Source organism: Corynebacterium sp. TUM25020, from assembly GCF_056388495.1.
On sequence record NZ_JBWJFG010000001.1, the window covers coordinates 243,702 to 255,786 of the forward strand.

8 protein-coding genes and 2 tRNA genes are annotated in these 12,085 nt (G+C 60.5%); 5 read left to right on the forward strand and 5 right to left on the reverse strand.

The genetic code is table 11. The features are described from left to right. Positions 1-114 precede the first annotated feature (114 nt). From AC05K6_RS01095 to AC05K6_RS01115, 5 genes are all read left to right on the forward strand, one after another. Complete coding sequence (locus tag AC05K6_RS01095) at positions 115-1,137, forward strand: CE1 family esterase (protein ID WP_476727521.1); 1,023 nt, start codon at positions 115-117, stop codon at positions 1,135-1,137. 155 nt (positions 1,138-1,292) lie between these two features. After that, complete coding sequence (locus AC05K6_RS01100) at positions 1,293-2,348, forward strand: CE1 family esterase (RefSeq protein ID WP_476727522.1); 1,056 nt, start codon at positions 1,293-1,295, stop codon at positions 2,346-2,348. A gap of 173 nt (positions 2,349-2,521) precedes the next feature. Continuing rightward, entirely contained in the window at positions 2,522-4,024 is a 1,503-nt protein-coding gene (gene gltX, locus AC05K6_RS01105) for a glutamate--tRNA ligase (protein ID WP_476727523.1), read from the forward strand. Between the two features lie 239 nt (positions 4,025-4,263). Next, positions 4,264-4,335, forward strand: a tRNA-Gln gene (locus AC05K6_RS01110). 1 nt (position 4,336) lies between these two features. Then, positions 4,337-4,409, forward strand: a tRNA-Glu gene (locus AC05K6_RS01115). A 281-nt stretch (positions 4,410-4,690) separates the two neighbouring features. Here AC05K6_RS01115 and AC05K6_RS01120 read toward each other — a convergent pair. The 5 genes from AC05K6_RS01120 to kdpC all read right to left on the reverse strand — a co-directional run bounded on the left by AC05K6_RS01120 (position 4,691) and on the right by kdpC (position 12,066). Beyond that, positions 4,691-5,284, reverse strand: a complete 594-nt coding sequence (locus AC05K6_RS01120; RefSeq protein WP_476727524.1) for a Type 1 glutamine amidotransferase-like domain-containing protein — start codon at positions 5,282-5,284, stop codon at positions 4,691-4,693. Between the two features lie 43 nt (positions 5,285-5,327). Continuing rightward, positions 5,328-7,871, reverse strand: coding sequence for an esterase-like activity of phytase family protein (locus AC05K6_RS01125; RefSeq protein WP_476727525.1), 2,544 nt, complete (start codon positions 7,869-7,871; stop codon positions 5,328-5,330). Positions 7,872-7,975: 104 nt separating this feature from the next. Further along, positions 7,976-8,668, reverse strand: a complete 693-nt coding sequence (locus AC05K6_RS01130; protein WP_296215818.1) for a response regulator — start codon at positions 8,666-8,668, stop codon at positions 7,976-7,978. Next, on the reverse strand, positions 8,665-11,346 hold the full coding sequence (locus AC05K6_RS01135; protein ID WP_476727526.1) for a sensor histidine kinase: 2,682 nt from the start codon (positions 11,344-11,346) through the stop codon (positions 8,665-8,667). Before AC05K6_RS01135 ends, AC05K6_RS01130 begins: the two co-directional genes overlap by 4 nt. Before the next feature lie 126 nt (positions 11,347-11,472). Continuing rightward, positions 11,473-12,066: a K(+)-transporting ATPase subunit C gene (gene kdpC / locus AC05K6_RS01140; RefSeq protein WP_293789922.1), complete on the reverse strand. Its 594-nt coding sequence runs from the start codon at positions 12,064-12,066 to the stop codon at positions 11,473-11,475. Between the last annotated feature and the right edge of the window lie 19 nt (positions 12,067-12,085).

Here is a 12,085-nt window from a genome sequence, read left to right on the forward strand (position 1 = left end):
ATAAGAGAATCGGCGTGTCACGAGAGTGATGGAGAGCTCATTGCCTCTACTGTTACTCTTGTGACTCATGTGACTTTTGTTAAAAATGTGAAAACTGTGCGGTTTGTTGTGCTCGTGGCCGTTTCCATCGCAATGGCCGTGACGATGCTTGCTGCCATGCTTGTCGGGGGAGGGAGTGTGGCGCAGGCTCAGCCGGCGCCAGCTCCCAAACCTGCTCCTGTGCCCGCTCCGGCACCAGCGCCTAAGCCCGCGCCAGCTCCGGCTCCCAAGCCTGCGCCCGCTCCTGCACCGGCTCCCAAGCCTGCACCTGCACCGGCGGGAAAGAAGGCGTCCGCAATAGAAAAGGCGCAACCGGGGCGACCAGAGAATATTGAGTTCACCCGTCCTGACGGTAGTGTCCGCAGTGCGATCGTGAGCGTTACCTCGAACTATGACCCGGCCAAACCTGTTCCGGTGCTCTTTGGTTTTGGAGGGCGCGACGATACGCCGGAGAATTATCGCAACTACTCGCGGTTCTCGAACACGGGAGCGGCTAATGAGGCGATTGTCGTGTACCCACGCGGGGTAAACAATGCCTGGGAAGGTGCACCCTACGCCACGACGAAGCGCGGTCAGGATGTGGATTTTGTACGGCAGATCGTCCATGAACTGGGTACGAAATTCAATATCGACCGCAATCGCATCTACGCTGCGGGCATGTCCAACGGTGGTGGGTTCGTGATGAACTTGGCTTGCCAGGCGCCCGACCTTGTTGCGGGTGCGGTGAGCGTGTCTGGAGCTTTCTATAACCCGGTGAACGAGGGGTGTGCGCCAGGGTCTGTGCCGACGTTCATGATTCATGGGCAGCAGGATGAGCTAACCCACTACGACGGTGGGATGCTGCACAATGCTCCGTATCTTCCTGCGCCAAGGCTGATTCACTCGCGTGCGATGCGCAATGGGTGCGCTCCGCAGCCGGTAGTGGAGCAGAAGCCCAGCAATGTTACCCAGTTTGGTTACCCTGGCTGCCGGGATGAAGCTGTCTTCTGGCGCATTAATGACCAGGGGCACAACTGGCACTTTGCGCCAGATGTTGCAAACGAGGCGTGGAACTTCCTTGCGCGTCAGAATAAGGCGTTGCCGCGAGCCGCTGGCTAGGGGGATTGGTACCCCCGAAACGCCTCACATGGGTCACACAAGTAGTCAACTTTCGAGTTGTTTAACATGGGGCACACCCACCTTAAGTGTTTTGTAAGTAAAACCTTCTGATTCTTCGGATCAACGTGTATATTTGAACGGTGCTTTTCAACTACATGCGTTCGAGCCTGACGAGCTCCGCAACAACCCACAGTAAAACCCGCTCAACTGCAGCGACCCACGGTGGATCCGGCTCATTCAATCCAGCTCCCCGTCGCTCCAGTCGCTTCCGCAAGGCCACTCTCTCCCTGGCGGTAGCCCTTGGCCTCGGCATGGGCACCTTTGCAGGTCCAGCTTTGGACACAGTTGCCGGTACGGAAACTGCAACGCCCCAGGCTAGTGCCGCCCCGAACCTCATCAGCAGACTTTCTGCCGGCTTCAGCGACCTCGCAAGCTCGCTCTCCCCACGTCCGGCGAATAAATACCAGACCTTCAATGTCAAGGGAAAGACCCGCACCGCGATCGTCGACGTCCCTGCAAACTCGGCGAACCGTAAGAAGCCAATCCTGTTCATGTTCGGCGGCCTTGGTGTCAACGCTGCTGCAACCAAGAGGATGTCTCGCCTGAATGCCACCGCGGGCAAAAACGCGATCATCGTTCACCCGCAGGGAATCGACAACGCCTGGGAGGGTGCGCCGTACTCCAAGACCCGCCGCGGCGAAGACGTTGCCTTCGTTCGCGAGATGGTGCGCTCCTTGTCTAAGCGCTACAACGTTGACACTCATCGCGTGTACGCAGCCGGCATGTCCAATGGCGGCGGTATGGCAATGAACTTGGCCTGCCAGGCTCCCGATCTGGTCGCCGGTGTCGTATCTGTTTCTGGTGCTTACTATGACGCCACCATGAACCACTGCTCGGGGCGGAATGTACCGACCATGCTGATCCACGGCGCACACGATGACGTGGTCCGCTACGGCGGGGGTGTTCGCCACGGCATGCACTACTACGGTGCTCGCTCTGCCTTCGACAACGCGGCACGCCGTAACTCCTGCAACATGCGTACGCTCCATGGGGTGCGCGCTCACGCATTGACCGCTGGATTCACCTACGACGGCTGCCGTGCCTTCACCGTACTGTGGCGTGCAAACGCCGGTGGCCACAACTGGAATGCTTATTCCCCGGACGCTCCAAAGGCTGCATGGAACTTCCTTTCCCGCCAGCGTCACCTCTAGGCTTCAAGCCCTCTAGGCCTGTAGCTCCTTAATGGATCCGCACCCAGTGTGTGGCTGAACCCCCGCCTAACCCGCGGGGGGGTTCTTTATACCGCCAGCAGATTCAGTTCCCTTCGCACCCGGCGCCCAAGCGAACGCGAAGCGCTGAAAGCGAAAAGGTACAGTTAAAGACCATGAGTGAAGTTAGCGAAGTTCGCGTTCGATTCTGCCCGTCACCGACTGGTACCCCGCACGTCGGCATGGTCCGCACGGCACTGTTCAACTGGGCTTATGCCCGCCACACCGGCGGCAAGCTCATCTTCCGCATCGAGGACACCGATGCGAAGCGAGACTCCGAAGAGTCCTACCAGGCCATCATCGACTCCCTGAAGTGGCTGAACCTCGGCTGGGATGAGGGGATCGAGGTTGGCGGCCCGCACGAGCCTTACCGCCAGTCCCAGCGCATGGACATCTACGCCGATGTTCTAGAAAAGCTAAAGGAATCTGGCGACGTCTACCCGGCCTACTCCACTAATGAGGAGGTTCAAGCTCGCCACAAGGCCGCAGGTCGCGACCCGCAGCTGGGATACGATAACTTCGACCGCGACCTCACGGAAGAGCAGATCGCGCAGTTCCAGGCCGAAGGCCGCGAGCCGGTGTGGCGCCTGCGGATGCCCGATGATCGTATCTACGAGTGGCATGACCTGGTCCGCGGCGATATGAGCGTCGACGGCAAGACCGTCCCGGACTTTGTGGTTGCCCGCTCGAATGGCCAGCCGCTGTACACGCTTGTGAACCCGGTGGATGATGCGCTGATGGAAATCACGCACGTCCTGCGAGGTGAAGATCTGCTGCCGTCCACGCCGCGACAGATCGCACTGTACGAGGCTCTGGTACGAGTTGGCGTCGCTAAACAAGTACCTACATTCGGCCACCTGCCGTTCGTGATGGGCGAGGGCAACAAGAAGCTTTCGAAGCGCGACCCGGAGTCGAACCTGTTTAACCACCGCGACAACGGCATCATCCCGGAGGGCATGCTGAATTACCTGTCGCTGCTCGGCTGGTCGCTGTCTGCGGATGAGGATATCTTCACGATGCAGCAGCTCATCGACAACTTCGACGTGGCGGACGTGAAGCCCAACCCGGCGCGCTTCGACCAGAAGAAGCTGGAGGCCATCAACGCTGACCATATTCGCCTGTTGGAGCTCGGCGACTTCACCCAGCGCCTGCGCGCCTATCTGGAGGAGCACAAGGACTTCCCGGCGGATTATCCTGCGGACAAGTTTGCGTTCGCCGCGGAGCTGGTGCAGACGCGCATCAAGACTCTTTCGGACGCCGACGGTCTGCTGCGCTTCCTCATTACTTCCGACGCCGACTTGTCCCTGGATGAGAAGGCCGCGAAGAAGAACCTGAAGGAGGACGCGGTGGAGGTTCTCGAGGTTGCTATCGCGCAGCTGGAGGCCATCGCGGACGGGGAGTTTAAGACTGATGTCATTGAGAAGGCTCTGCAGTCGAAGTTGATCGAGGAGATGGAGCTGAAGCCGCGTAAGGCCTACGGTGCCCTGCGTGTGGCCATCAGTGGCGCGGCTGTGTCTCCGCCGCTATTCGAGTCCATGGAGCTTTTGGGTAAGGAGTCCACGCTGGCGCGCCTGCGCTCCGCCCGCGAACAGACCCCGTTTGTGCCCGCGCAGCAGTAGGTGGTTCCCGCGGGGCGGGGACGTAGCTGGCTGAAGCTGGGAGCGGGTGGGCTGTCGCCAGAAGGGGTCTGTTGCCGCCGAAACGCGGTCGGCCATTGTCAGAAAAGTTGCTCTGAACAGCTGATTTGCTTGTAATTCACTGTTCTGGTTATAGTATTCCTCGTTGCGAACGAGGTTCGCTGCGTTAAATGCTCTGCGTTCAAAGGGTGTGTGACGTGCGAGTTTTGTTCGACGAACGATGGCCTATGGTGTAATTGGCAACACTACGGTTTCTGGTACCGTCATTCTAGGTTCGAGTCCTGGTAGGCCAGCGCCCCGTTCGTCTAGCGGCCTAGGACGCCGGCCTCTCACGCCGGTAACACGGGTTCAAATCCCGTACGGGGTACAAAATGGGACGCCCTCGGAGAAATCCGAGGGCGTTTTTGCGTTCGCCGGGAGAGGGGCTGTGGAGGATGCGGGGGATGGGGTGTGGCCAGGGGGCTGGAGCGAGTGTAAAGACTTCCCGCGGCGGGCGAAATGTCCAAAATTCTATATCTTAGAATATAACTATTCTATTCCTGCAGGTCACAGCGTCGCGAAAAAAGCTTCAGGTATGCTACTTTCATTAACTCGATAATTTTGGACAACGGCAGGGGACCGGGCAGGATTCGCCCGGTAATCGAGCCACTAAATCAGCATTGCCCCGCGGCTACTTACATGCAGCGCTTGCCCATCCCGGAGGAGCACAAGCTTCCAATCCTTGCCATACTTTTCCACTGTTTGGCTGATGACCTCAATGGGATATGGGCCAGTCGTGCCCTGTGCATGGGGGACAACGACAAATTCAGTGAGATTGAGGCCAGAATAGTCCGTGAGATGCGGAGCCACAGACGGGTCGTCCATTACCGATGCCGGTTCGATGGATGGCCCAGCAATAATCGCCCCTGCTGAACTGCCCGCATAGCGTTTCCCGTTCCTCACTGCGTTGATAAGCAGCTCGTCAGCCCCGGAGGATTTTAGTCCGTGGAGCAGACGAAAACTTTCACCTCCGGCTACGTAGATACAATCCGCAGCGTCCAATGCATCGCGGAAAGCCGAGGGTTCAGTCTCGGCTACCGTGATGGGAACCACCGTGTCGGCGACGTCCCTGATGGCATTGAGTTCTTCCTGTGCGAACGGAGCCTGCCTCATCTCGGAAGCGGCATCGTCTATGTACAGAACCTTGCCGGACAAGAAGTCGCCAATGTTGGGGTGCAGAAATGAAGCGAGTAGAAGATCCATAATCTCCAGGTTACGGCCTTACACGGCGCCGAGTCCCGCTTCGCTACTTCAGCTTGCGCAGGCGCAGGAAGACGGTCTCGCCGGTGGCATCCTCCAGCGCGTCGTTATCCGTCACCGCGTACATCTGGCCATCCGCCGCGATGGTGAAGCCCTCCAGCTTCTCCTGCGTCCAGCCATTGGTGGCGCGCAGCTTCGGCAGCACGTCCACGGCCAGCTCCTTCTTCACCATCGGCAGCGTGCCACCATTCGCGCCCTGAGCCTCGCCTGTGCCCGCGCCCTCGCCGCCCTCGGGCAGCGTCACCTTCATCACGCGCTTGATCTTCGCATCCGGGCCGTTCAGCTTGTCGCGCTCGATCACCAGCAGGTGCTTGTCATCCAGCGCGGTGATCTCCGACAGACCCATCCAGTCGCCCTTGCCAGCGGGCTTCTCCAGCTCGTAGCCGAACCACTGCCACGTCTTGGTCTTCGTGTCGTACTTGCCGATGCGCGTGGTGTTCTCGCCCTCTGCCGCCTCGAGCTTCTTCGCCTCCGGATCCTTCCACAGCGGTCGCTGCACGGCGACGAAGAGCTGTTCCACGCCGTTGGCGTCCTTGGTGGAAGTGACGCCCTCTAGTCCCCACTTGCCGATGTGCTCAGCAACGTCGGCAGGCAGTTCGATGGTAGAGGTGATGTTGAGGTCCTTATCGGTGTGGAATAGGCGGTTATCCTTGCCCTTCTTGCCCTCGGACGCCAACCAGAAGCCACCGTCGGCAGCAACCGAAATGCCCTCAATGTCCAGATCCTCGGCGGGGGCGCCGTCACGCTTGATGGCACGGCGCTCGGTAATCACGGCGGGCTGCTTGGAGGTGTCGATGGTGTACACCCAGCCGTTGGCGAATGCGGAATCGGAGGCTGCGTACAGGCGGTTGGCGTCCTTCGGATCGGCGGCCAGAGCACCCAGTGCGCCCCAGCCGATGGGCGCGTCGCCTTCATCGGCGGACACAATAGAGGGCTGAGATTCCTTGCCATCCAGACGGTACAGCGTCACTGCGCTGCGCACACCATTCTCCGGCTCGTCCACCTCACTGGATACAGCGAGCATGTTGCGCTCCGGGATTGGCAGGATGCCCTCGGGACCGTTGGTGGTGAACAGCATCTGCACGAACTGCGGGTTCGCCGGATCGTTGACGTTGTACACGGTAACGAAGTTGGAGCGTTCGGAGCCGACGAACGCATAAGTGGTGCCATTCATCTTGGCCGTGGCGATACCTTCGATCTCCACGCCCTTCTTCTTGGCGCGCTTGTTGTTGTGCAGGCCGTGGCGGATGGCCAGGTTCTCCACGGAGTTTCCGGCATCCCAGGTGATCTTGCCGTTCGCGTCGAAGACGGTCCAGCCGCGGGTGCCGCCCTTCCAATCGCCCTCGTTGGCCGTGGCCACGTGGTTATCGTCGATCCACGCGATGGCATCCGGCTCGCGCGGAGTCTCTGGCAGGGTATCGGTGGGGTTGATGATCTTGTCGGACTGCGTGTCCACACCCTTAACCTCGGCGCTACCCGCGCTGAACACGTTAGTGATGCGGTTGGTCTGAAGGTCGATGATGGCCACACCGTTGTTTTCTTGCAATGTGACGGCTAGCTGGTTCTTGCCGTTGATGCTGACGTACTCCGGTTCCAGATCCTCCGGGGTATCCAGCCCGGCCTTCTTCACGATGTCCAGCAGCTGGCCACTTTCGTCCTCGAAGCGGATCGGGGTGGCCTTCCAATCCTTTGGCTCGCCGGAAAGATCAATGGTCTGCACAAAGCCAGTAGGAAGCTGCGGCAGGTTGCCGTCATTGAGCTCTTCATTGCGCTGGTTCTCCATGGCAATAGCAGCCTTGGGCTTGCCGGATGCGCCAGCGGGGGAGATAGCGATGGAGTCAGGCTGCCCCTTCAAATCGATGGAGGAAACACGGGTGCGGTCGGAGACTCGCACGATGTCTACGCGTCCCTTCGGATTGGCGAAGTCGCCTCCCGTCTCGTCGATGACCACCAGCAGGTAGTCGCCGTACACAGCTACGGAGGTCGGCTCGTCCTTGGCATGGCCCTGCGCCTTGAGGTCCAGGGTGCCGAGACCCTGTGGCGCGTTCGGGTTGCTGATGTCAATGAATCCGATGCGCTGCGCCAGCGCGTCGGTGTGGATCAGCGTCTTGCCGTCCTTCGACACAGTGGAGATCTCGGCAACGGTCGGTGTGGACTTGTCTTCGCCGTCAGGGCGGTTTTCGTACACAGGGAAAGTCGCGGTGCGCTCGAAAGTGGACTGTGCGTCCGGGGTGCCTGGGTTACCTGGGTTGCCCGGCTGCAAGGAGCCAGCAAGGCCGCTGGAACCGGGTGCGCTGGAACCAGGTAGGGATGAGCCGACAGTAGACCCCGCAGAAGATCCAGCCGAGGAGCCGAAGCTGGAGGATCCCAGGGTAGAGCCGACCACGGTCTGCGAGCCGACCGTCGCGTTAGCTGCGGGAACCGCGCTGAAGGGAACTACCGCCAGAGCCAGCGAGATACCTGCGATCTTTCGCTTACCAGCCGAGTTAAAAGACTTCTTGCCGTTGGACTTAACGCTGTTGAGTTGCATGGAGCGCCTTACACCTATCTGTTCTTATAAATTACGAATAACCGAACAGATTTTTCCACGTAGTTTTTGCCGCAGGTTTAAGACAACATGGCGTTCAGGTGAACTCACAGCACCAAGCGGTAGCCGATTCCCGTCTCGGTCGTAAAGTACTGCGGGTTCGCCGGGTCGGCCTCCAACTTCTGCCGCAGCTGGGAGATGTAAACCCGTAGGTAGTTCGTCTCTTTCTTGTACGCCTGACCCCACACGGCCTGCAGCAACTCCACCTTCGTAACCAACGTCCCGCGGCGACGGATCATGTGTTCGGCAATGCCCCATTCGCGCGGGGTGAGGTGCACGTCCTCACCGTCCACTGTGACGCGCTTTTCAGGCAGATCAAACTTCACCCGCCCGTCGGAGGTCTCAACCACCGGCTCCTCGGGGATGCTCTCGCCGGGCGCCCTGCGCAACGCCGCCCGCAGGCGTGCCAGCAACTCGCCGACGGAAAAAGGTTTGGTCACGTAGTCGTCCGCCCCCTCGTCGAGCGCGTTGATCTTGCCCGATTCGTCGTGGCGCGCGGACACCACCAGCACCGGAATATCCGTCCAATTCCGCAGCGAGCGCAGGACCTCCAGGCCACTCAGGTCCGGCAACCCGAGGTCTAGCAGCACTGCCTGCGGGTGCCACTTCGAGGCCTTTTGAATCGCCGCCGTCGCGGTCGTGGCTACCTGTACGTCGTAGCCACGCGCCCGCAGGGTGACGAGCACCGCGTTTGCCAGGGCGACGTCGTCTTCTACCATCAAAATTTTCTCGCCGCTCATGGGGCTAGCTGTTCTCCTTCTTCTTTCTTTGTGACGCCAGGCGCCTCCCCGTCCTCCAGGGCTCCCGTTGCCTTCGGCAGGGATAGAACCAGTGTGGCGCCTCCACCTGGGGTTTCTCGGGCTTCAAGTGTTCCGTTCATGGCTTCGGCAAACCCGCGCGCAACTGCCAGGCCAAGCCCAAGGCCATTGGTGTTGGCAGTTTCATCGCCTAGGCGCTGGAATGGGGTGAAAATGTCGTTTAAGTGTTCCGAAGGGAATCCCGGACCGTGGTCGATAATGGCCAACTGCACAGTGCCATCAGCGTCAGCGGTTCCAGCGGTGCCACCAGCGCCAGCGGTCTCCTCAGCGCGCAGTTCAATGCGAGAGTGGGGAGCGTAGGTGCGGGCATTAATCACAATGTTTGCAATGATGCGCTGCACCAAACCTGCATCGCCCAAAACCGGCGGGACTGAGGCGTCGATAAAAGAGTCGATGTGCTGCGTGGCCTCCGGCAGTTCGGCGCGGACGGCCTCGACCACATTGGTGTAGAGCACCGGGGAATTGTGCACGGCGACGGCATTGGAGTTCACACGGCTCATATCCAGCAGGTTGCCGATGACGGTTTCCAATCGGTCGGTACTGGTCTCGATGGTGTCCAGCAGTAGAGCGCGGGAATCATCATCCAGCTGCATGTCATCCATGTTCAGAGCACTGACCGCGGCTTTGATACCGGCCAGCGGAGTGCGCAGGTCGTGCGAGACGGCCGTAAGCAGCGCGGTGCCCACCCGGTTGCCGGCCTCCAAAGCGGCGGTGGCTCGGCGCATTGCGTCGATCTGCTCACGGTCAATGATGGCGGTGATACGGGCGCCGTGCGCCTCGATCATCGCACTTTCGGCAGGGGAGAGATCGCGGCCACCGAGCACGAAGCGCATGCCATCGCCCGCGCCAACATGAGCCGGAGCCTTCTTGCTATTCCACGGTTCACCGATACCACCGGGGTCGGTGGTCTCCATCGTGAACCACTTCTTGCGCTCCTTCGAATATTGCTGCAGATCCACGCGGCGCAGATTAAAGGTCTCGCGCAGGCGCTCCAGCAGGCTGCGGATATCGTCGCCCTCGTCCAGAGCACCGCGGGCCAAATCGGAGAGCACCACGGCCTGCCCCAGGCGCCGATTGGCGATGGCGCGCCGCCTTTCCGCAATATCTACCACCACGGCCACAGCCGCGGAGATCACAAAGAACAGGATAATCTGCACCACGTTGGCAGGTTCCGTGACAGTGAGCGTGTGGAAGGGGTGGGTAAAGAACCAGTTCGCCATCACCGAGCCGATGATCACCGCCACGATCGCCGGACCGAACCCGCCAGCCAGAGCGGCGAACACCGCAATGGTCAGGTAGCCCAGCAGGATGGACCCCAAGGCACCGTCTTCACGGTCGAAGGGCAGCATGGCGAAAGTCAGCAGCACAGGCCCTGCTATCGCTAACAGCCAACCGAGTAGTCGGCGCGCCGGGCTGAGCTGCTTCGAGGTATCCAGACCCGACTTGCGCGCCCGCGACAGGCTAAAGAGCCTGGGCTTTTTGGCATCGGCAGACTTGGTAGACGCGCTGGACGTGGACACGATATGCACATCGATACGCCCAGAACCGTCGATGATCTTGTGGCTGGTCGAGCTGAACAGGCGACTCATCCGCGTGCCCAGGCCAATCACCAACTGCGAGGCATTGACCGTGCGGGCGAACTCCAGCAGCGTATCCGCCACGTCATCGCCCTCAATCACCCTCCACTGGCCGTCGAGGGATTCGGTGAGCTCCTGCAACCGCCGCAGCCGCTGGGGCAGATCAGCCCCGAGCGCTTCGTCTGCGCCGGAGACATAAACCACCAGCATTTCGCGACCTGCCACGCGCCCGGTGATGCGTGCCCCGCGGCGGATCAGCGCCTCGGAAACCTCATCGCCCTGTACAGCCACCACCACGCGCTCGCGAGTGGGCCAGTTTTCCTTGATCTTCTTGTCTTCGCGGTACTTCTCCAGTCCCTCATCGACCTTGTCCGCCAGCCACAGCAGACTCAGTTCGCGGAGCGCCGTGAGGTTACCGACCCGGAAGTAGTTATTCAGCGCAGTTTCCGCCTGCTGTTGGCGGTAGACCTCACCGCGGGCGAGGCGGATACGCAGCGCGTCGGGGGAGAGGTCCACCAGCTCGATCTCGTCGGCGTCACGAAGCACCTGATCCGGCACCGTCTCAAGCTGGCGCGTACCGGTGACGGCAGAGACCACGTCGTTGAGCGACTCCAGATGCTGGATGTTCATGGTGGAGATGACGTCGATGCCGGCATCCAGCAGCGCGTACACATCGTGCCAGCGCTTTGCCGTTTCGGCAGTGCGGCTACTGTCCGCGGCTTGCTCACCCACCACGGTGTGCGCCAGCTCGTCGACAAGGATGATCTCCGGGTGTGCTTCCAGCGCCGCTTCAAGGTCCAGTTCCGAGTAATTGCCACCCCGGTGCGGAACCGTTTTGCGGGGCAACGTCGGCAGTCCCTCAGTGAGCTTACGGGTACGTTCGCGCCCGTGGTCCTCCACGATGCCAACCAGTACGTCGCGCCCGCGGTCATACAGGTCGTGCGCTTCGTTGAGCATGGCACACGTCTTGCCCACGCCAGGGGCGAAGCCGAGGTAGACCTTCAGCGTGCCACGCTTTGTCATCGTTGCTTGTGCTCCTTGCTTTCTTGCTGCACCCTGTTCGCGGTGCATATGTGGGTGACGCCACGTCTCCCAGCGTTAATTACTTTTTACACCGCCAGGCAGACCACGCTGGGACTTTTCCCAGCGCTACTGCTCGCTGAGTGCCTTGTTGAGCTTCACCACATTAACCGGTGCTCCGTCGGCGCTTCCGGTGTAGTTGCCCTCGGTAGCGTCATTGACAAGCTGTTCTACCTTCTGCTGGTCCAGGCCGCGTTCCTTCGCTACGCGCGGAGTCTGTAGCTTGGCGTAGGCAGTGGAGATGTGCGGGTCTAGGCCAGAACCGGAAGAGGTCACGGCGTCCACCGGAACATCCTCAGGCGAGACTCCTTCGCGCTGGGCGATTTCGTCTCGCTTTTCAGCGATAGCCTCCTGGTACTCCTTGCTATAGGGGGAGAGGTTGGTCGCGGAGGACGCCATGGCGTCATAACCATTGTCTCCCGCAGCAGAAGGGCGCGGGAAGAAGAAGCCCGGCTTGGTGACTTCCTGAGCGATCAGGGTGGAACCGGCGGGCTGGCCTGACGCATTGGTGATCATCGAACCGTCCGCCTTGGCGGGCATAATCCGCCCCACACCCACCATGAACGCAGGGTAAACGATGCCCAGGATCAGCGTGAGCAGGAAGAAAATGCGCACTGTTGTAGAGGCCAGACGCAGGCCATTGCTAGATGTTGCGCGTGCCATGGGATTACTGTGTTTCCTT

Coding starts and splice junctions, on each gene's coding strand:
- gltX (WP_476727523.1), top strand. CDS start 2,522: ATGAGTGAAGTTAGCGAAGTTCGCGTTCGATTCTGCCCGTCACCGACT.
- AC05K6_RS01120 (WP_476727524.1), bottom strand. CDS start 5,284: ATGGATCTTCTACTCGCTTCATTTCTGCACCCCAACATTGGCGACTTC.
- kdpC (WP_293789922.1), bottom strand. CDS start 12,066: ATGGCACGCGCAACATCTAGCAATGGCCTGCGTCTGGCCTCTACAACA.
- AC05K6_RS01100 (WP_476727522.1), top strand. CDS start 1,293: ATGCGTTCGAGCCTGACGAGCTCCGCAACAACCCACAGTAAAACCCGC.
- AC05K6_RS01135 (WP_476727526.1), bottom strand. CDS start 11,346: ATGACAAAGCGTGGCACGCTGAAGGTCTACCTCGGCTTCGCCCCTGGC.
- AC05K6_RS01125 (WP_476727525.1), bottom strand. CDS start 7,871: ATGCAACTCAACAGCGTTAAGTCCAACGGCAAGAAGTCTTTTAACTCG.
- AC05K6_RS01130 (WP_296215818.1), bottom strand. CDS start 8,668: ATGAGCGGCGAGAAAATTTTGATGGTAGAAGACGACGTCGCCCTGGCA.